Genomic DNA, 19,763 nt, shown 5'->3' on the forward strand with positions numbered 1-19,763 from the left:
CTGCGTCAACAGGCCGGATATAAGAATGCAGCCCGCCAATACGGCCAACACACAAAGCGCTTGCAACTTGGGAGGCGTCCATATAGGAGCAGATCATTGGCTTCCTGCGCGAGGCCGATGCGGGCATGAAGGTCAAGGACCTGTGTCGCAAACACGGATTCAGTGAGCCGAGCTACTACGCCTGGAAGGCGAAGTTCGGGGGGATGAACGTATCGGACGCGCAGCGCCTGAAGGGCTTGGAGGCGGAGAACACGAAGCTCAAGAAGCTGCTGGCGAACTCGATGCTGGAGATCGATGCGATGCGGGAGGTGCTCAAGGGAAAGTAATGGCCGTGGCGGCGAAGCGCGATTGCGTGCGGCAGCTGCAGGCCAAGGGCCTGAGCGAGCGGCATGCATGCCGGTTGGTAGGCATCAGCACGAGCGTGCTGCGTTACCAGCCGCGCGAAGACGGCAATGAGCCCTTGCGCGAGCGCCTGAAGGAGTTGGCCGGCCAGCACCGCCGCCACGGCTACCGAATGCTACACAGCCGCCTTCGCAACGATGGCAGGCCGATCAACGTCAAGCGCACCTACCGGATCTACCGAGAGGAAGGCCTGATGGTGCGCAAGCGCCGCCGCAAGAAGCTGCCGGTGCCGGACAGGCAGCCGCTGCTGCGACCCCTGCAACCCAACGAGGTATGGAGCATGGACTTCGTGTTCGACGAGCTGGCCAATGGTCGCAAGGTCAAGACGTTGACGGTGGTGGACGACTGCACGAAGGAAGCCGTGCAGATCGCGGCCGACACGTCGATCCCGGCGCTGTACGTCACGCGCGTGCTCGATGCCGTGAAGGCCGAGCGGGGCCTGCCCAAGGTGCTGCGCACCGACAACGGCCCGGAGTTCGCTGGCCGCACGATGCAGGACTGGGCGGCGAGAAACCAGGTGGAGCTGCGATTCATCCAGCCGGGCAAGCCGGTGCAAAACGCCTACATCGAGAGCTTCAACAGCAGGTTTCGCGACGAGTGCCTGTCGCAGCACTGGTTTGGCAGCCTGGGGCACATGCGCAGCGTCATCGACAACTGGCGCGACGACTACAACCACCACCGGCCGCACAGCACGCTTGGCTACGTGCCCCCGGCTGTGTTCGCCGCTCGATGCCGGCAGCATGCTGCCGGCATCGAGCAACACGATCCATCGACTACGATGACAACCCCGGACTCTGGATCAGCGTGTTGCTAAAGCTGGGGGCAGCGCACGATTGCTTCAGCGGCCGAAGCCGTCCGGCAGGGCCGCTACGGTCGGGCACCAAGCAGCGGCTTCCGAAAGACCACCGTCTTCAAGCAGTGGGCTGAGATTTTGGCGGCGATTGACGCTGGCGAACGAAGCCTCCTCAGGTCCCTTCAAGACATGGGATATGCCACCCGTCGCAAGCGTTGAACGGAGTTCACACGCGAAGCGACGCTAGGTCCGCCCACTCCTGGTCAACAAAACGACCGGCGCGCGCCAAAGCCGGTAGCAGAGTCGCATCGGCAAAACTGCACCCGGTACTGGCGACTACTCGTTGCCCGGTCTTGTCCGCAGCGGCTGGCAGGTGTCCGCCACCTTCCTCCAGAACGTTCAAGAGCGCTCGGTACCCCGGCTCCCATGCAACAGCCTCAGGAAAACTCATTCTTAGGCTGGCCAGAATCTGCATGCCCGACCAGTCCAAGTCGCCCCAGAACGCGACAGGCGTGTGCTCAAGCGGACCATCCCGGTACAGCCAGGCCCGCAGCGCCGCGCGCACCTCGCGGGTGTTCGGAGAGGCGTCTGAGAGGTAGAGCGAAGAACCCTCAGGCCGGCGCAGGCGTGCCGCGCTTGCCTTGAATCCGGCCGAATAGAGGAGAACCAGGCCCTGAAGCCCCTCAAACCCGCCGCGGCATGCACGCTCGAAAGTGGCCTGGTTCTCGATGAACAGATAGCCGCGAACAGCTTGGACGGGCAGATGGGCCAGGAGTTGGATGGGCGACTCTGGGAAGGGACACTCCTCCGCTTGCAATAGCGCACACACCAGGTCCTGTTTGCCGTCCAAGACCTTGGACATGCCCCAAAACAACCTAGAGGAGACCTCGCGCAGCAACAAGGGGCTGTCACCCAACCCGCGAAGCTGCGCCAGGCGCCGAACAATGTCTTCTGGTGCGTGACCAGCTACGTCGAGGGGGTAGTCACTGACACGAATTCGCACGTCATCCGGAGCATCCAGATGGTCGGATACGGCCTGTCGCCAACGCTCAAGCGAGCTCAGAGCTCGCAGCGGTCGACCTACCGCGGTACGCACAGCCAGGACATCCACGATAGAAACGCTCACGGCCGTAAACGGTCTGGCCCCAACTTCGCCCGGGTCAGGGTGGAAAACGGCAGCCAGATATCCCTGAGCTCCCGCAGGTCGGGAGAACTTCGAACCTTCTGCGCCAACGATGTAGCTCTCCATCGTTCTCTTGGTCTTCGAGCGGGCGGCACCCTGATTCACTTCATCCTGCGCGGGGTTGAAAACCGCAAGGCTCTTGTGATACCCCGTCATGAGGGCTTGCAACGCATCCAGCAGCGTGGATTTGCCTGCCCCAGTTTCGCCCAACAGCAGCGTCATCTGCCCCAAGGGGTAGTCACCGGGGGCCATCTGGCCCCAGTTCACCAACACCAGCTTGTCGACCTTCATTCTTCGACTCCCTTGTCAGACTCGACAGTGGCACTGTCGGCCGCATCCCGAAGGGCTGCTTCGTCGACACCCTCTTCCTCCACCACGGCGGCAAGCGCCTCGTTCGTCACCACACCAAGAATGAGCGGGCGAATAGCCAGCACCGCGTCGGCATCCGTGGGCGAGAAGCCCGGGGAGAAACGCAGGATGCGGTGTCGCTTGAGCTCTTGCAACAGCGCCATGCGCTCACCCAGACTTGCCGGCAAGGCGCGTTTGAGCTGGGACTGCATGGCAGCGGCAAGGTCCTCGAAACTCAAGAACACCTCGCCGCGGTCGTCCACGCGTCCTTGCGTGAGCCGCTCCTGGTAGATGAAGCGCAGTGCGAGCGCGGCGGCGACGAAATCTACGGAGAGCTTGGCTCGAAGCGATGGGGCCGGAGCGGCATCCCCCTCCCTTACCCCGTCCGCAACCGCGCCTGGCGCGTACAGCCTGAAGTAGCCAGCATTGAGGTCGTGGTGGAGCACCATGCCCGCGACATCGAAATACTCGACGAGAAGCCGCTCGACGCGGCGCGCGTCGTCATAAAGCAGCTGCTCGGTACGGTCCTCGTCCCGGACCACAACGCCGTAAGCCAAGAGTCGGTCCACCAACTCGCGAAAGCGCTCAAAAGGGATGTTGGCAAGGGATAGCTGCTCGCGCAAATACGTGTTCAGGCTCATGAAGTCTTTCTGAATTCGATTTCGTAGTCGTAACCCACGAACACTCCGTTGTCGACCCGACCGGGCAGACGGGTAGCCCGCAGGTCACTGGCACTCGGGCTTCGCACAGCCTCCACCATCTGCATGGCTGCGAGGACATCCAGGGCAGTAGCCACCGGCAAGCCGGAAAGCTTCACCGGGTGTTGGAAAACTCGCAGTTCGGCGCGCATCTTTTGAATGAGCGATATATGGGATACCTCAAAGGCCGTGGCCTGCGCGGTCTCCAACGCGGCCGCCAGGCGTGCTTCGCGAGGTGGGCGCGGTCGCACAGAAACCAGGGAGGCTTTGCGGCGCTGTCCGACGGTTCTCAGTTTGAAGCTGAAGGGGTCGAGCAGACGAACTTCCGCGCTGGCGATGCGTTCCCCAATCCGCGCAAGGATACGGTCCTGACTCGAAGTATCTTGGGAGGCAATGAGAGTCACTGCTCGCATGTAGGCGTGGCGGTCCGAGCCCGTGCGAAGCATCATGGACTGCTGGATGAGGCCCGTGATGCGATTGACGTAGGTGTTCATCGCTCGCAACACACTGGGCTGCTTGAGTCGGTGGGCAGCGTTGACCAGTTCGTCTATGCGCTCAAGCATCCAATCAGTGACGCTTTCACCGCTGTGCTCGGCCACCGCCCATGCGGCCACGTCTTGCAGCTGTTGCTCCAGGCGCTCGAACTTGGCCTGAGACATCTGGGTACGAAGGAGCTCAACCTTGGCGACGATGGCGTTTCGGTTCAAGGTAGCACTGTCAACTGTGAGCTGCTTGGAGAACTCTCGCTGAAAGCGCTTGAGGAACTCCAAGAAATCCTCCCACTGTGCCGTCTCCGCGGACTGCACCATGACCAGTCGGATACGTTCGTTGATGAACTCCAGGGTATCGTTCAGGTCCGAAATCACCCGTTCGGCGTACTCGTAAGCATCCACCAGGTCGTGGGCGTCTCCTCCATCGGCCAACAGCGCGTCAAGTGCGTTGCGGCAGCTGCGCATATTGCGCTGACGGCTTCTGCTGGGACGGTTGAGCGCCCACAAAGCTTCGGCGAAGAGCTTGCCTGGGCGGGTGAAGCGAAAGGCAACCACCAGGCCATTGCGGTCGGGGAACTGCTCAAGCCAACCGTCCCCTAGCAGCACGCGAATGATGAGAGCTACCAGTTGAACGGGGTCTGCGGCCTCTTCCGAGCTCAGTTCGTCACGGTCCTCTGCGTCGAGTTGGTCTAGGTTGCGCTCGTGGTGGTCACGGACGATGGACATCAAGGCATCGCGCAAGCTCTCTCGATTGAGCGTTTCACTCACATCGGCGCCGGGGCCGTGAAGCCGGTCGTACAGCGCACGCAGGCAATCGGCAATCAGCTCCCGGCGAGAGCTGTTGAGGGGTCGAAAGAAGCGCTTGCGTTCGGAGACGAAGAAGATGGATTCGCTCATCAGATGGGGTCCAAAAATCAGCCGCGTCACTCGTTATCCAGTGCGCAAACGGCTCGATGGTCTCCAGTCGTGTGAAGGGCGTTAAGCGCTGAAACTGGTCCAAACAATCTCGCGAGAAACCAGATTGAAGTCTCCTCGAAAACCTGAGCCACGCGGAAGTAGAGAATTCCCCCAGCAGGAGTCTCTACGTGAAGAAATCCAGATTCAATGAAGCGCAGATGGCCGGCATCCTCAAGGAGGTCGAGCTTGGCGCGAAGGTTGCCGAAACGTGCAGGAAGCACGGCATCAGCGAGCCGACGTACTACAAGTGGAAGAGCCAGTTCTCTGGCATGATGGTGTCGCATCTGTCCCAGCTGCGGCAACTGCAGGACGAGAACGCCAAACTCAAACGCATGTACGCCGACCTGGCGTTGATGCACCACGCGCTCAAGGATGTCGTCGACCGAAAGCTCTGACCCCGGAGCGTCGCGAGATGGTCGTTCAAACTCTCGTGGCCGAGCACGGCATGAGCGAGCGACGGGCCTGCCAGGCCAGCGGCATCGCCCGCTCCACGCTGCGTTACCGGCGTGTTGCACGCGACGACTCCGGGGTCATCACCTTCATCCAGTCTCACATGGCACTGAACCCGCGTCACGGCTTCGGGCTGCTGTACGACAGCGCCCGCCACCAGGGCAAGCCCTGGGGCAAGACAGTGCTCTGGCGCGTGTACTGCGAGCTGCGGCTGAACCTGCCTCGGCGGGGCAAGAAGCGGCTGCCAGCGCGCGTCAAACAACCGCTGCAGGCCGCAGCTCAGCCCAATCACGGCTGGAGCTGCGACTTCATGTCCGATGCGCTTTGGTCAGGCCGGCGCTTCAGAACCTTCAACGTTATCGACGAATTCAACCGCGAGGGCCTTCGTATCGAGGTCGACACCAGTCTGCCGGCGGCGCGGGTCATCCGCGCCTTGAACGAATTGGTGGAGGTGCGCGGTGCGCCGCTGTCGATTCGCCTGGACAATGGCCCGGAGTTCATCGCCAACGCACTGGCCCAGTGGGCTCAAAGCAAGGGCATCGCCCTCAATCACATCCAGCCCGGCAAGCCCACGCAAAATGCCTATGTCGAACGCTTCAACAAGACCTACCGCACCGAGGTGTTCGATTGCTACGTCTTCGACAGCTTGAAGGAAGTGCGTGACATGACAGCCGATTGGCTACACCGCTACAACCATCATCGCCCCCATGAAGCCCTCGGCCGCATCCCGCCCGTCGAGTACCGTGTCAAACTGTTCCCCAACCTCTACTTCTGACTGGCTCAGGAATTCGAGGGGACTTCAATCACCTCACAGGCCAATCATCCATTCCAGTTGTGCGTCAAGCTCAATCTCTTCTTTTCACCGCCCTTCATACGCACGCACCATTGCGCACCCTCCTCGTCCCGTTCATCGCCCAAGAGCCAACGGCCATCGATTCTTGCTCTCAAATTTGTAAGCGTTTGATGGCGGCGTGATGTCCTATTGACAGTGTGCAGTGAAGGCATGGATGAGTTTTGCGGGCGAACAATCGCTAACGAAACCACCCTCCACCTGGCTTATCGTTCGCGCGCCGTCAAACGCGGCATTCCGCCTGGCATGGGAACGAATCCTGGCCGGGCTTCGCAGTCCATCCAGCAGCGACGCACTGTCGCATGCGGAAGCGGTGCCATAGCTCCTCGACGCGGGGAATGGGCATCGAAAGACCAGATTGGAAGTCATGAAACACGCATTCCTTGCACTCGCCCTCGTGGCCACCTCCGCACTGGCAGCTGTCACGCTGGTGCCGACCCCGCCGGATGGCCGCAACTGGCAGGCCATGCGCGGGAGCACCATCGTGGGTTCGCCTGTAGCCACGGAGGCGGCCTGCATGGCCGCTGTGCGCGCAGACGCCCAGGCCCGGAAGACTTCGGCCAGCTACCGCTGCGTGAACACCGTGTCTGTGCGTGCAGACTGGACGCCGGATGTGGTGGTTCCCCCGGTCACTCCGCCCGTGACCCCGCCGGTCACGCAACCAGGTGACCCGCACCAGGGTGGCGTTCAGTCGGGCAACATGCCGCGCTACAACCCTGCCACGATCCCTTCAGCAGCAGTCGGCAACTCGGCTTACGACCTGCGTCCGTCGTCGCAGCAGCCGGTCCGCGATCCGGATGGCACGGGCGCCTTCCGCACGGTGTGCACACCATCGCACTACAACCGCGATGACAGCCTGCTCTACCCGGGCCAGGTGGGCCGCGCGCATTTGCACATGTACTTCGGCAACACGGGCAGCAACGCGAACAGCACGCCCGAAAGCATCCGGACCAGCGGAAACAGCACGTGCCGTGGTGGCATCGCCAACCGGTCCACCTACTGGGTGCCCGCCATGATCGACACGGCGGACGGCCACGTGGTCGCCATGGACCGTGCCGATGTCTACTACAAGACGGGTTACCACGGTGTGCGCAACGAGCAGGTGAAGCCGATCCCGCAGGGCCTGCGCATGATCGCCGGCGACATGATGAACTCGGCCAAGGCCTCGTACTTCAGCTACACGGATTTCCGATGCGGTGGCAAGCGCGAGACCGCCATTCCGAACGGCTGCACGTCAGGCACGCTGGAAGTCCAACTCGTCTTCCCACAGTGCTGGGACGGCCGCAACCTCACGTCGCCCGATCACAAGAGCCACATGGCCTATGGCAACAATGGCTGCCCGGCCTCGCACCCGGTACCGCTGCCAGTCATCACGTACATCCTGCACTTCCCGATTCCTCCGGGTCGCAACACCTCGACCTGGCGCCTGTCGAGCGACAACTACGTGGGTGGCCAGGGCGGCAACTCGATGCACGGCGACTGGATCAACGGCTGGGATCCCGCCCTGCCGCCGATCTGGACTTCGCTCATCATCAACCGGGGTCTGTCGAACCAGTCGGTGATCATCGGCGATGGTCGAGCGATGAACTGACCCCCGGGCGCATGACAGGCGGCACTGCGGGTTTCGCGGTGCTGCCGTCAACCGTAGAAGGTGGCTTCCCAGCGCGCCTGATTGCGTGCGGCCACGCGCACGAAAGGTGTGGCGCGGATGATCGCCACCATGCCGTTGTTGAGCCACCTCGGCACCAGCGGCAACGGCCGCAGGAAATCGACGAAGAGCACGATGCGCCAGTGCGGTGTGCGGTTCCAGGCTTCATGCTGGTAGGTGTCGTCGAACACCAGTGCCTCGCCCTCGGCCCATGAGCGCTGGATGCCATCGACGCGGATGGCGCAGGTGTCGTCGCTGGCGGGTATGCGCAGTCCCAGGTGGTAACGCAGAACGCCGTTGTAGGGTCCACGGTGCACCGGCAATTCCTTGCCTGGGGCCAGTATCGAGAAGCACGCCGTGGTCATGCCCGGGATGAGATCGATGGCTTGCGCGGTGCGGGGGCAGCGCTTCCGGTTGCTTTCGCTTTCCACGCCATAGCCCGCAAAGAAGAAGGTCTTCCAGCCCGCGTCGGTCGTCAACATGGTCTGGTCGGGCGAGATGTCCTGGAAGTTCGGCAAGCGCTGCACCTGGGGCAGCAGGGCATCCAGCTCCTGCTGGATCGCCGCTGTGTGTTTGGCGATCTCACGCGTCCAGGGAAAGTCGTCCGGATTGAAGAATGGACGATCTCCCTGCAGGGAATAGCGGCGGTTGAGCCGCTCCATTTCACGAAGCAATCGGAAGAGCGTTCTGCTGACGAGGTTTCGAAGCATGATGGTCTTATGGGAACGCCAAAGGCGACCCGGCCGAATATCCCGCGAAACCTGCATCGCAGGGTGTGCTTGCCGCTGTTTCAATGGGGAAAAACCCAAAAAAGCTCACACTTGAAGGAGCCCGCCGGGGACGTCAAAGGTGGCATGGCGCGTCTGGAAGCTGCTTCGGGCCGCTTCGCCTCCTACAGGGCTCCACGCACTTTTCCTACGAAAAGCACGGGGGCAGTGGGTGAACATAAAGGTTCTTGAAACCCGTTTGGAGGCACATCATGTACATCAAGACCGTCACCGCCATCGCCTTGTGCGCCGCATCTGCGTTCGCATCGGCACAGACCATGACCAAATCCGAATACGACGCGGCCAAGGACCGCATCGAAATGAATCACAAGACCGCCAAGAAGTCCTGCGACGCCTTGAAGGACAACGCGAAGGACGTTTGCAAGGTCGAAGCGGACGGCAAGGAAAAGGTCGAGAAGGCCGAGCTTGAAAACAAGTACAAGGCCACGCCGGGCAACGCCCGCAAGGTCGAGGAAGTCAAGGCGGACACGGCCTACGACATCGCCAAGGAGAAATGCGAAGACCAGGCGGGTGACGCCGAGAAGGTCTGCAAGGCCGACGCGAAGGCGGCTCACGAGCGGGCCAAGAACGCCGCCAAGGGCAAGGCCTGATCGGCCTCCACTCCCCGTCAAAGCCGCCCCGAGGGGCGGCTTTTTTGCGTCATTCCATCACGCGCCCGTCACCGAGCATGTGGGAGCCGCCCGACAACCCGCGATTGATGATGCGTGAAGTCCAGATCGGGGGCAGCTCGGGGTCCCAGCCGTTGATCCAGTCGCCATGCATGGAATAGCCACCCGGCCCGCGCACATAGTTGTCGCTCGACAGGCGCCAGTTGGAGGTGTTTCGCCCCTGCTGGATCGGGAAATGCAGGGTGTAGGTGATCTCGGGCAGCGCGACGGGATGCGAGGCAGGGCAACCCTTGTTGGCGTAGCGCATGTGTGACTGATCGTCGGCGTAAAGGCGCTTGCCGTCCCAGCACTGGGGAAAGAGAAGGATCACCATGAGCTCGCCCGACGTACACCCACCGGGGACGCTGAAAGAGCGCTTGCCGTCGCAGCGAAACTCATAGGGGCCCCACTGCCATTCCCTGGTGCGCAGCATGTCGCCAGCGATCATCCGCAACCCTTGCGGAATGTCCTTCACGTCCTCGTTGCGCACACCGCGGTAGCCGGTCTTGTAGTACACGTCGGCATGGTCCATGTCGATGATCGATCCGTCGGTGGTGTCGATGACCGCCGGTACCCAGTAGGTGGACCGATTGGCAATGCCGCCACGGCAGGTGCTGTTTCCGATGGTCCGGATGCTTTCAGGCGTGCTGTGGGCATCGCTGACCGTGTTGCCGAAATACAGGTGCAGGTGAGCCCTGCCCGGTTGCCCTGGGTACAACAGGCTGTCGTCGCGGTTGTAGTGGGAACGCGTGCACACCGTGCGGAAAGCACCCGTGCCATCCTCGTCGCGGTACGGCCTGGCGTCGGCAGCGCGCACGTTGTAGCCGGAGGAGCCGACGGCTGGCGAAGGGATCGTTGCCACGTTGTAGTGCGGCATATTGCCTGCGTGGTGCCCACCCTGATGCGGATCGGTCGATGCGATGCCCGCCGGGGCCGTCACCGGCGCCTCTGTCTGGGATGACGTGACTGTGTGGGCGACCAGCCCGACGGCAAGGCAGACGAGAAAGGTTGTGCGCTTCATGAATGACCCCGTTGGGGTCGAAGTATGCAGGAGTCATTCCAGTCGGCGCAGCGCGGCCGATCGACTGTCAAGCCGGCGGCGCAGCCCTGCCCCGCCAATGGCGCACCGTGAATGGCAGCATGGGGCGGTGGTCTTTCAAGGCCAGAGCGGCGTCGGGCGTGTGGCCGAGATCGCCCCAACCCACCGCATCCGGGTGTTCACCCCAATGGCGAAAGCCGTGCTGGATGACGCTATGGCTGGCGCCCGGGATGCCCAATGCGGTGGTTTCGTAGACACCCTCCCGGACAGGTGTTCCGTTGTTTTCGATCGTGAACCAGGGCGTGATCTCTGTGGACATGGCTGACCTCTGCAAGATTCGAAGTTTCGACGCGCCAGACGCTCAGCACATCTGGCGGCTGCCCAGTTGCGCGCGTGGTATGCGCTGGTCTCTCGGGGTGTCGTCAGGCTGCTCCCTGGACATCGACTGCTGCCGCCTGCGAAGCGGCCCCCCGCGAAACGGCTGGGCGCCGGGGGCATGGTGCTCGGGCCTGAAGAGGCGTTGAGGTGTGAACATGGCGGTCTCCTGAGAAAGAGCGCTCGTGCAAAGCGTTGGAACAGTCTCACCCCAACGCCATCCCACGTCTGTTGGATGGATAACAGAAAGCTCCTCAGGCCGCCAAGCCTTCACGGAAGGCTGTTCAGGCCTGGGGAGCTGGAACGGGCGACGCGGTCTTGCTGCGCCGTTGCTGCCAGATCGAGGCCGCGAAGACACACAGCCCACCCCCAGCCAGCAAGGCACCCACCCAGCCGGTGGAGGTCCAGCCCAGCCCTGCGGCAATGGCCACGCCACCCAGCCAGGCGCCGAGCGCATTGGCCAGATTGAATGCCGAATGATTGAGGGCCGCAGCAAGCGCCTGTGCATCCCCGGCCACATCCATCAGGCGGATCTGCAGTGCCGGCGCCAGCGCCACCACGGTCCCGACCAGCAGGACATTGAACGCAACAGCAATGGCATGAGGCGCGGTCACCAGCATCAGCAAGAGCACCACCGCCGACCACACGAGCGTGCCGCCAATGGTCGGCAACAAGGCTTTATCCGCCAGACGCGCCCCCAGGAGATTGCCAGCGATCATGCGCACGCCGAACAGCGCCAGCACCAAAGGCACTGCCCCCAACGACAGGCCTGTCACCTCAAGAAGCGTGGGCTTGATGTAGCTGAAGACCGCGAACATGCCGCCGAAGCCGATGGCGCCCGTGCCGAGCGTGAGCCAGACCTGCGGGTTGGTGAGTGCCCCCAGTTCGCGCAGAGGACTCGCCCCGGTGGGGGCCGGCAACCGGGGTAACGCGCGATGAATCCACACGCTGGCCAGCAATGCGATAACCCCCACCAGGAGGAACGCACTGCGCCATCCCCAATGCTGGCCCAACCACGCTGCGATGGGCACGCCAACCAGCGTGGCGCCTGTCAGGCCCAGCATCATCAAGCCCACCGCTTGCGCCCTGCGCCCCGGCGGCACCAGGGAAGCCACCACCAGGGACGCCACGCCGAAATAGGTGCCGTGAGGCATGCCCGCCATGAAGCGCAGCAGATTCAGGCTCAGGTACCCGGGGGCGACAGCGCTCGCGATGTTCCCCAAGGCAAATAGCGCCATCAGCACCACCAGCAGCAGGCGCCGGGGCCAATGGGCCGTGAGCACGGCCAGGAGAGGCGCGCCAACCACCACCCCAAGCGCATAAGCACTGATGACATGCCCAGCCTGGGGAATGCTGATCGACAAGGTTCTCGCAACCTCGGGCAGGAGACCCATGATGACGAACTCGCCCGTGCCAATGGCAAAACCGCCCAGCCCGAGGGACCAGACGGTGGCGCGAAAAGAAGGATCGGGTAAGGAATCGCTGGCGGCTATGGAGGCAGACATCCCTCCATTTTGCTGCGGCGCAACATTCTTCGCATCACCCAGGGTTTACGGTGATCACGCAACGACCGATCGCATGCGGTCCAGATCGCGGCGGTACCGTGTGGCGAGGCTGACCTTCTGCTTGTCGCTCAGGATCTTGCCGGACAGCTGGAAGAACTTGCGTTCCTCCTCCCGCAGATGGTGATGCACCTCGTGAGACAGCTTGCGAGCCAAGGCCATCCATGCTTCCGGCTTGCCTCGCGCCTCTTCCATGGCCTCCACGCATTCATCGATCTCGTGGTGCTCGGCCAGTGCATGGCGCGATGAACTGAGTCCCATGTCATCGAACAGGATCTGCGCATACAGGTAGCGCTCCTCAGCCGCGGCATGTGCCGCCAGCTCAATACGCAGCGTGTCGAATATCTCCTGTGCCTTGGGATCATCCGGCTTGGTGCGAAGAAGGCGCCGGCAGAGGGTGCGTTGGGTTTCGTGGCTTTCGCGGAGGGCTTCGTAGATGTTGTCCATGCGCACAGTCTAGGAACAGCGAATGCGCGCGGATGTCGGCAGAAACCTGCAGCCTCTGTAGGAAGAAGCCCACGCATGCCACAAAAAAAGCCACCGCAAGCGGTGGCTTTTTGTACCGGAGCGCCTGGTAAGAAGCGCTCAGGAACGGGTGCGGTCCATCAGCGGATCACAGCCAGGGTCGTGCGGTTGCCGCCCTTGTAGGTCATGAGCGTCAGCGCGCCGTTCTTGATGTCGCCCTTTTCGTCGAAGGCGATGGTGCCGGTCACGCCCTTGTAGTTGGTGGCCTTCAGTGCGGGCAGGTAGACCTTGGGATCTGCGGAGCCGGCGGTCACCATGGCGTTGGCCATGACCTTCACAGCATCGTACACGTACGGGGCATACACCTGCACGTCGGCGCCGAACTTGGCCTTGAAGTCAGCACGGAACTTGTCCATGCCTTCCTTCTGTTCACCTTCCACACCACCGGCTTCTGCGCAGAAGACCTGGTCGTCGGCCATGCCGTCGGCAGCCAGCTTGGGCAGTTCGGTGGAGCAGATGCCGTCGCCGCCCATGAACTTGGCGTTGATGCCCAGTTGCTTCATTTGCTTGAGCATCGGACCGGCCACAGCGTCCATACCGCCGAAGAACACCACGTCAGGCTTCTTGGCCTTCAGGGTGGTCAGGATGGCGTTGAAGTCGGTTGCCTTATCGTTCGTGAACTCACGGCCGACCACGGTACCACCGGAGGCCTTCACACCCTTCTCGAACTCGTCGGCAACGCCTTGGCCGTAAGCGGTACGGTCGTCGATCACGGCCACATTCTTGGCCTTGAGCGTTTCCACGGCGTATTTGCCCAGCGTGCCACCCAGGTGCACGTCGTCAGCCACCACGCGGAACGCGCCGGCGTAGCCCTGGCGGGTGTACTTCGGGTTGGTGGCGGAAGGAGAGATCTGGGGAATGCCTGCGTCGTTGTAGATCTGCGAGGCGGGGATGGTCGTTCCGGAGTTCAGGTGGCCGATCACGCCAGCAACCTTGGCGTCCACCAGCTTGGTGGCAGCAGCGGTGCCCTGTTTCGGGTCGGCGGCGTCGTCTTCGGCCAGCAGTTCGAACTTGGCGGGTGCACCACCGATGGTCAGGCCTGCCGCATTGAGCTCTTCGATGGCCATGCGGGCACCGTTCTCATTGTCCTTGCCGAGGTGGGCGATGGCGCCGCTGGTGGGACCAACGTGACCGATCTTGATGACCTGGGCAGCAGCCGCAGGAGCAGCAGCAGGAGCGGCGGCGGGAGCTGCCTCTTCTTTTTTGCCACAAGCGGCGAGTGCGACAGCCGCCGCGATGACGGCCAGTTTGGTGTTCAGTTGCATGGTTTTCCTCGGAAAGGATAAAAAGTTGAAATGCGGAGCGGAACTTTATTTCTCCACGTCCATAAAGATACTCCAAAAACCCAGCAAATTCCGCACCATGCAACCCCTGCGGGGAGGTACCGAGGGTTTTCCCAAGACTCACATCATGCGGTTGCATACCGCATAAGCGCAATGCATGTCGCAATGCGGGGGGGGCAGCGCGCCGGGCTAGGCGTCTTGCGGGGCAAGGCGGAGGTCGTGCCGCTGAGGCTCGATGCCCTGTGTCTTGTAGTGCTTCCAGCGCTCCCGCGCGAGACCACGATCATTCTCATCGCCCGTTACCACTTCAATCACCCGGGCGAAACGCTCGTACCCGATGGGCATCCCGGCCTTGAGGTTCACCAGCACCGTGGCACCGTTGTGAGGCGTTGCCTCGCTGGCCAGGTGAATCGGTGAGCGGCTCTGCACATGAGGAGGATCGTTCGGACCACTGTGGGGAATGAACTCCCCCACCACCTGGGTCCAGAGCGCCGCATCCAGTGCGCCGCGATCACCCTCCTCCACCAACGCGACCACGCGCGCACCACGCAGGTAGGCCTTGCGCAGCAGCCGGCAGGCATACGACAGCTTGTCCGGCGCGTTGAAGTGGAAAGCGACCTCGGTCATGTGGCGGCCCAGCGTCAAGCCTTGCGCGAGCGGGTGGACTTGCCGGCCTTCGCGGTCGGCCTGGCCTTGGTCGCCCCGGCAGCAGCCTGATCGATCAGGTACTGCAGGAGCAGCGGCACTGGCCGGCCAGTGGAGCCTTTGGCGGCCCCACTCTTCCAGGCCGTGCCGGCAATGTCCAGGTGAGCCCAGGCAAGTTCGCCGGTGAACTTCTGCAGGAACTTGGCGGCGGTGATGGCACCACCAGCGCGTCCGGCGACGTTGCCCATGTCCGCGAAGTTGGACTTGAGCCCTTCGGCGTATTCATCGTCCAGCGGCATGCGCCAGCACAGATCCTGGGCGGTTTCTCCGGCACTCTGCAGCGCCTGCGCCAGATCGTCCCTCGTGGAGAAGAGGCCCGAGCGGATGCCCCCCAGGGCGATGACACACGCACCGGTCAGCGTGGCGATGTCGATCACGCTGTGCGGCTTGAACCGGGCGGCGTAAGTCAGCGCATCGCACAGGATCAGACGCCCTTCCGCGTCGGTGTTGAGAATCTCGATGGTCTGGCCGCTCATGCTCGTGACCACGTCACCGGGTTTGACCGCCATACCGTCGGGCATGTTCTCGCAGCTGGGAATGAGCCCCACCACGTTGATGGCTGGCTTGAGTTCCGCCAGGGCGGCAAAGGTGCCCAACACGCTGGCGGCGCCACCCATGTCGAACTTCATTTCGTCCATCTCCGCAGCGGGCTTGATCGAGATGCCACCGGTGTCGAATGTGATGCCTTTACCCACCAGCACCACCGGAGCACTGCCCTTGGGCGCACCGCTGTAGTGCATGACGATGAACCGCAGGGGCTCGGCCGAGCCCCTCGCGACGGCCATGAACGAGCCCATGCCGAGCGCTTCCACCTGCCTGGGACCGAGCACTTCGGTCTTGATGCCAGGCTTGCGGCCCAGTTTGCGGGCCGCCTCGCCCAGCATGGTGGGTGTGGCATGGTTGGCAGGCCGGTTGGCCCACTCCTTGGCGAACTCGACCCCGGTCACCAATGCGGTGCCGATATCGAATCCCGCGCGCGCGACGGCGGCATCGGTCACGCCCACCACCACTTGCTGGAGCGTCCGCGCCTTGGCCGAGGGTTTTGTGGTGGTGTAGGTGTAAGTGGCATCGGCACAGGTCTGCACGGCAGCGCGCACCGCATCGCTGCTGGCACTCATCAGGCTGAGAACCAGGCCCAGCTTCTTCACACCGGGCAGTTTGAGCGAGGCAATGCCCGCGCCCACAGCCTTGCGGACAGACGCGGCGGAACCGTCGCCTGCGCGCACCAGCACGACGCGCACCGCCTTGAACCCTGCCGGGCGGTAACACGCGAGCTGCTTGGCCAGGCCCGACTCCAGATCCCCCTGCTGCGAGGCACTTGCCACCAGCTGGAGCAATGGGCCGCCAGCGGCCTGGCCCGTGAGGTCGTCCGGCACCAGCACCAGCAATGCATCTGCAGACAATTGGGCGGCCTGGGCGGGTGAGAGGGATTTGAGTTCAAAGTCCATAATCGTGCTTTCCTGTTCTCGATCGATGTTATTCCATTCTTCCATTCGCAAAGAGCTGGCACGCAGCTTCGGCGCCACCCTGGTGGTGCTGTTCACCATCGTGCTGACCATGCTGTTGATCCGCACGCTGGGGCTGGCCTCGCGCGGCAGCGTCGACCCGCAGGAGATCGCGCTGGTGCTGGGTTACACCGTCATCGGCCGCATGCCCACCATCCTCACGCTGGCGCTGTTCATCGCCATCGTCTTCACGCTCTCGCGCATGTACCGCGACAGCGAGATGATCATCTGGTTCTCCAGCGGCCGCTCGCTCGGGGCTTTTCTGAGGCCGGTGGTCCGATTCTCTTGGCCGATCCTCATCGTCATCACCCTGATGGTCTTCTTCATCTGGCCCTGGGCCAACCAGCAGACCGACAACCTGCGTGACCGTTTCGAACGCCGGGGCGATCTTGAACGCGTCGCACCCGGGCAATTCCAGGAGTCCTCCAGCGGTCGGCGTGTGTTCTTCATCGACAAGGACACGGCCGACGGCACCGAGGGCCGCAACATCTTCATCTCCAGCACGGAAGACGACGGCAGCGAAACCGTGACGTCGGCACGTTCGGGCCGCATCGAATGGCTCGACGAACAGCAGTTCCTCATGCTCAACAACGGGCAGCGCCTCGAATCGGCCGCAGACCAGAGCAGCCTGAAAGTGAGCGAGTTCGAGGAGTACGGCACGCAGATAGGCTCTGCAGCCATCAGCCAGCGCGGCGAAGCCCTGAAGGCCCGCAACAGCTGGGATCTGATCCAGGACCCCAGCCGCGCCAACCTGGGCGAACTGGGCTGGCGCATCGGCATGGCGCTGACCGCGATGAACTTCGTGCTGATTGCCGTCGCCACCACGACAGGCAACCCACGGGCAGGCCGGGGTGGGAACCTGTTCTTCACCCTGTTTGCCTTTGTGTTCTATTACAACCTGCTCAACCTGGGGCAGAGCTGGGTGGCCAGCGGTCTGTTCAGCCTGGGGGGCTATATGGTGAGTCTGCACGGTGGGGTGTTCGCCCTCACCCTGCTCTGGTTCTACAAGCGCCATCACAACTTCAGCGTGCGCGGCTGGCTCAGTGCGAAGCGCGCGCAACGTGGCGCTGCGGGAGCCGGCGCATGAAGACCATCCGCAGACTGATCTATGGCGAGGTTTTCGCCGCTGTGGCCTTCGTTCTGCTGGCTTTCCTGTCCCTGTTCTTCTTCTTCGATTTCGTGGACGAGCTGCCCGCCCTGGGCAAACCCTCGGCGCTGGACCCTACGCTGTTCTACGAGGTGCCTCACGCCCTGCTCTACGTGGCACTTCTCATGCCCAGCCGGGTCTACGAGTTGCTGCCCATTGCGGTGCTGATCGGCTCGGTTTTCGTGCTCGCGCGCCTGGCGCAGGGCTCTGAATACACCATCCTGCGCACCAGCGGGCTGGGGCCATGGCGCGCCCTGCGCACCATGCTGGGGCTGGGCGTGGTGTTCGTGCTGCTCACCTTCGCCATCGGCGACTATCTCGCACCCTTTTCCGACAAGAACGCCCAGCTGCTCAAGGCCCGCTACCAGGGCAACATCAGCCTCGGACAGACAGGCGCCTGGCTCAAGGAAAAACAGCCCTACAGCAATTTCTCGGTCAATGTGGGCTCGATGTCGCCGCAGGGTGAACTGGGCAACGTGCGCATCTTCGAGTTCAACAACCAAGGGCTGCTGGTCTCCACACTGCATGCCGGCACCGGTCAGATCGAACAGGACGACTCCTGGACGCTGCGGCAGGTGCAGCGACGCGAGTTCGATACGGCGGGCCAGGCTTCCGGCCGCATCCAGCGCGAGCAGCTCGATTCGCTGCGCTGGCCCAGCGGCATCAACGCCGAGATGGTGTCGGTGGCGCTGCTCAAGCCAGAACGCATGCGGACGGCCGACCTGTTCGGCTACATACGCCACCTCGAAGCCAATGGACAGACCGCCCAGCGCTACGAGATCGAGTTCTGGCGCAAGGTCTTCTACCCACTGAGCTGCCTGGTGATGGTGGTTCTCGCGCTGCCTTTCGCCTACCTGCATTTCCGTTCGGGCAGCATCACCGGTTACGTGTTCGGCGGTGTGATGATCGGCATCAGTTTCTTCCTGCTCAACAACGTGTTCGGCTACATCGGCAACCTCAACCAGTGGCAACCCTGGCTGGCGGCGGCGTCGCCAGCGTTGATCTACTCGGTGTTCTCGCTGGGCGCCTTCGGGTGGCTGGTGCTGCGAAGGTGACCGCCATGCTCGGTGTCATCGTGTTTGCACACGGCTCGCGAGACCCCCTCTGGCGCCTACCCATCGAATCGGTGGCACAGCATATCGTGCGACAGGAGCCGCAGGCGGCGGTCTCCTGCGCCTACCTCGAACTCAGCGAGCCCGACATCGCGACAGCGGCCCGCCAACTGGTGGAGCGCGGTGCCACGCGGGTGCGCGTGCTGCCGCTGTTTTTCGGCATGGGCAAACACGCCCGCGAAGACCTGCCCGTGCTCATGGCCCAGCTCACCGCCTCACACCCTGAGGTGACATTCGAACAATTGCCCGCGGCAGGCGAAGACCCCCGCCTGACCGCCCTGCTTGCGCAGATCGCACTGGAGACCACCGGATGAACCTGCACCAGTTCCGTTTCGTGCAGGAGGCGGTGCGCCGCAACCTGAACCTCACCGAAGCCGCCAAGGCGCTTCACACTTCGCAACCCGGTGTGTCCAAGGCCATCATCGAGCTCGAGGACGAACTCGGCATCGAGATCTTTGCGCGCCATGGCAAACGCATCAAGCGCGTCACGGAGCCCGGCCAGCAGGTACTCAAGAGCATCGACATCATCCTGCGCGAGGTGAACAACCTCAAGCGGATCGGCGAACAGTACTCCGCGCAGGACAGTGGCACGCTGTCCATTGCCACCACCCATACCCAGGCGCGCTACGTGCTGCCCGGCCCGGTGGCCGCGCTGCGCCAGGCCTATCCGAAGGTCGGCATCAGCCTGCACCAGGGATCGCCCGATCAGGTAGCCAAGATGCTCATGGAGGAAGTCGCCGAGATCGGCATGGCCACCGAATCCCTGGTGAACTACCCGGAGCTGGTCACACTGCCCTGCTACGAGTGGCAGCACGTGCTGGTGCTGCCGTTCGACCACCCGCTCCTCGAACGCGAACGCATCACGCTCGACGACCTGGCCCAGGTGCCGCTGGTCACGTACCACCCGAGTTTCACCGGACGCACCCGGATCGACCAGGCTTTTGCCCTGCGGCACCTGCAACCCAACATCGTGCTCGAGGCGATCGACTCGGACGTGATCAAGACCTATGTGAAGCTGGGCATGGGCGTGGGCATCGTGGCCGAGATGGCCATGCAGGGCGAAAACCAGACGCCCGATCTCGTCGCGCGCCCCGCGGCCCAGCTGTTCGGCCACAACCTGGCGCGCGTCGCCTTCAAGCGGGGTACCTACTTGCGTCACTTCGTTCTGCGTTTTGCCGAGCTGCTCAGCGACCGTCTCTCGCGCGACCTGATCCTGCGCGCCATGAGTGGGACCCCGGACGACTATGAGCTGTGA

General features: G+C 63.0%; 20 protein-coding genes. 8 read left to right on the forward strand and 12 right to left on the reverse strand.

All coding sequences use genetic code 11. From position 1 onward, the window contains the following. Positions 1-125: 125 nt before the first annotated feature. A protein-coding gene (locus J2X09_RS19000; RefSeq protein ID WP_374726520.1) for an IS3 family transposase occupies positions 126-1,216 on the forward strand; the annotation gives its coding sequence in 2 pieces (ribosomal slippage) (positions 126-318 and positions 318-1,216; 1,092 coding nt in all). Between the two features lie 205 nt (positions 1,217-1,421). Here the strand turns inward: J2X09_RS19000 and J2X09_RS19005 are convergent. The 3 genes from J2X09_RS19005 to J2X09_RS19015 are packed head-to-tail and all read right to left on the reverse strand — an operon-like array spanning position 1,422 to position 4,812. Beyond that, positions 1,422-2,669 (reverse strand): ATP-binding protein, encoded by a 1,248-nt coding sequence (locus J2X09_RS19005; RefSeq protein ID WP_310309029.1) that lies wholly within the window; start codon positions 2,667-2,669, stop codon positions 1,422-1,424. Continuing rightward, positions 2,666-3,367 carry a DUF4194 domain-containing protein gene (locus tag J2X09_RS19010; protein WP_204734846.1) on the reverse strand — a complete coding sequence of 234 codons (702 nt, stop codon included), beginning with the start codon at positions 3,365-3,367 and terminating at the stop codon, positions 2,666-2,668. Before J2X09_RS19010 ends, J2X09_RS19005 begins: the two co-directional genes overlap by 4 nt. Then, positions 3,364-4,812 carry a Wadjet anti-phage system protein JetA family protein gene (locus J2X09_RS19015; protein WP_204734847.1) on the reverse strand — a complete coding sequence of 483 codons (1,449 nt, stop codon included), beginning with the start codon at positions 4,810-4,812 and terminating at the stop codon, positions 3,364-3,366. The genes J2X09_RS19010 and J2X09_RS19015 overlap by 4 nt, the downstream gene beginning before the upstream one ends. A gap of 188 nt (positions 4,813-5,000) precedes the next feature. On the opposite strand from J2X09_RS19015, the gene J2X09_RS19020 reads away from it, so the two are divergent. Next, positions 5,001-6,097, forward strand: a protein-coding gene (locus J2X09_RS19020; protein ID WP_310309031.1) for an IS3 family transposase whose coding sequence is annotated in 2 segments (ribosomal slippage) — positions 5,001-5,253 and positions 5,253-6,097 — 1,098 coding nt in all. Because the reading frame shifts where the segments join, the coding sequence is not laid out codon by codon here. Positions 6,098-6,539: 442 nt separating this feature from the next. Next, a complete protein-coding gene (locus tag J2X09_RS19025) occupies positions 6,540-7,763 on the forward strand; it encodes a DUF1996 domain-containing protein (protein ID WP_204734848.1) in 1,224 nt (407 codons plus the stop codon). A gap of 47 nt (positions 7,764-7,810) precedes the next feature. On the opposite strand, the gene J2X09_RS19030 is transcribed toward J2X09_RS19025, so the two are convergent. Beyond that, a complete protein-coding gene (locus J2X09_RS19030) occupies positions 7,811-8,530 on the reverse strand; it encodes an aspartyl/asparaginyl beta-hydroxylase domain-containing protein (protein ID WP_204734849.1) in 720 nt (239 codons plus the stop codon). Positions 8,531-8,799: 269 nt separating this feature from the next. Here J2X09_RS19030 and J2X09_RS19035 point away from each other — a divergent pair, with 269 nt between their 5' ends. Next, positions 8,800-9,198 (forward strand): hypothetical protein, encoded by a 399-nt coding sequence (locus J2X09_RS19035; protein WP_204734850.1) that lies wholly within the window; start codon positions 8,800-8,802, stop codon positions 9,196-9,198. A 49-nt stretch (positions 9,199-9,247) separates the two neighbouring features. On the opposite strand, the gene J2X09_RS19040 is transcribed toward J2X09_RS19035, so the two are convergent. From J2X09_RS19040 to J2X09_RS19075, 8 genes are all read right to left on the reverse strand, one after another. After that, positions 9,248-10,276, reverse strand: coding sequence for a DUF1996 domain-containing protein (locus tag J2X09_RS19040; protein ID WP_204734851.1), 1,029 nt, complete (start codon positions 10,274-10,276; stop codon positions 9,248-9,250). A 67-nt stretch (positions 10,277-10,343) separates the two neighbouring features. Continuing rightward, positions 10,344-10,613 carry a hypothetical protein gene (locus tag J2X09_RS19045; protein WP_204734852.1) on the reverse strand — a complete coding sequence of 90 codons (270 nt, stop codon included), beginning with the start codon at positions 10,611-10,613 and terminating at the stop codon, positions 10,344-10,346. Between the two features lie 42 nt (positions 10,614-10,655). Beyond that, the gene (locus tag J2X09_RS19050; protein ID WP_204734853.1) at positions 10,656-10,829 is read right to left on the reverse strand and encodes a hypothetical protein; all 174 of its coding nucleotides are present in this window, start codon (positions 10,827-10,829) and stop codon (positions 10,656-10,658) included. 124 nt (positions 10,830-10,953) lie between these two features. Further along, positions 10,954-12,174 carry an MFS transporter gene (locus J2X09_RS19055; protein WP_204734854.1) on the reverse strand — a complete coding sequence of 407 codons (1,221 nt, stop codon included), beginning with the start codon at positions 12,172-12,174 and terminating at the stop codon, positions 10,954-10,956. 54 nt (positions 12,175-12,228) lie between these two features. Continuing rightward, on the reverse strand, positions 12,229-12,678 hold the full coding sequence (locus J2X09_RS19060; RefSeq protein WP_204734855.1) for a hemerythrin domain-containing protein: 450 nt from the start codon (positions 12,676-12,678) through the stop codon (positions 12,229-12,231). 158 nt (positions 12,679-12,836) lie between these two features. Next, complete coding sequence (locus tag J2X09_RS19065; RefSeq protein ID WP_204734856.1) at positions 12,837-14,021, reverse strand: branched-chain amino acid ABC transporter substrate-binding protein; 1,185 nt, start codon at positions 14,019-14,021, stop codon at positions 12,837-12,839. A gap of 207 nt (positions 14,022-14,228) precedes the next feature. Beyond that, positions 14,229-14,666: a DNA polymerase III subunit chi gene (locus J2X09_RS19070; RefSeq protein ID WP_204734857.1), complete on the reverse strand. Its 438-nt coding sequence runs from the start codon at positions 14,664-14,666 to the stop codon at positions 14,229-14,231. Positions 14,667-14,680: 14 nt separating this feature from the next. Continuing rightward, entirely contained in the window at positions 14,681-16,192 is a 1,512-nt protein-coding gene (locus J2X09_RS19075) for a leucyl aminopeptidase (protein ID WP_204734858.1), read from the reverse strand. A gap of 25 nt (positions 16,193-16,217) precedes the next feature. Between J2X09_RS19075 and lptF the strand changes: the two genes are divergently transcribed. From lptF to J2X09_RS19095, 4 genes are read left to right on the forward strand one after another with little or no spacing between them, the layout of a single operon-like run. Continuing rightward, positions 16,218-17,336: an LPS export ABC transporter permease LptF gene (gene lptF / locus J2X09_RS19080; RefSeq protein WP_204734859.1), complete on the forward strand. Its 1,119-nt coding sequence runs from the start codon at positions 16,218-16,220 to the stop codon at positions 17,334-17,336. Beyond that, positions 17,333-18,451, forward strand: a complete 1,119-nt coding sequence (gene lptG / locus J2X09_RS19085) for an LPS export ABC transporter permease LptG (protein ID WP_204734860.1) — start codon at positions 17,333-17,335, stop codon at positions 18,449-18,451. The genes lptF and lptG overlap by 4 nt, the downstream gene beginning before the upstream one ends. 5 nt (positions 18,452-18,456) lie before the next feature. Continuing rightward, positions 18,457-18,822, forward strand: a complete 366-nt coding sequence (locus tag J2X09_RS19090; RefSeq protein WP_204734861.1) for a sirohydrochlorin chelatase — start codon at positions 18,457-18,459, stop codon at positions 18,820-18,822. Continuing rightward, the gene (locus tag J2X09_RS19095) at positions 18,819-19,763 is read left to right on the forward strand and encodes a CysB family HTH-type transcriptional regulator (RefSeq protein WP_204734862.1); all 945 of its coding nucleotides are present in this window, start codon (positions 18,819-18,821) and stop codon (positions 19,761-19,763) included. The genes J2X09_RS19090 and J2X09_RS19095 overlap by 4 nt, the downstream gene beginning before the upstream one ends.

This window comes from Hydrogenophaga laconesensis, assembly GCF_031457235.1.
GTDB classification, from domain to species: Bacteria; Pseudomonadota; Gammaproteobacteria; order Burkholderiales; family Burkholderiaceae_C; genus Hydrogenophaga; species Hydrogenophaga laconesensis.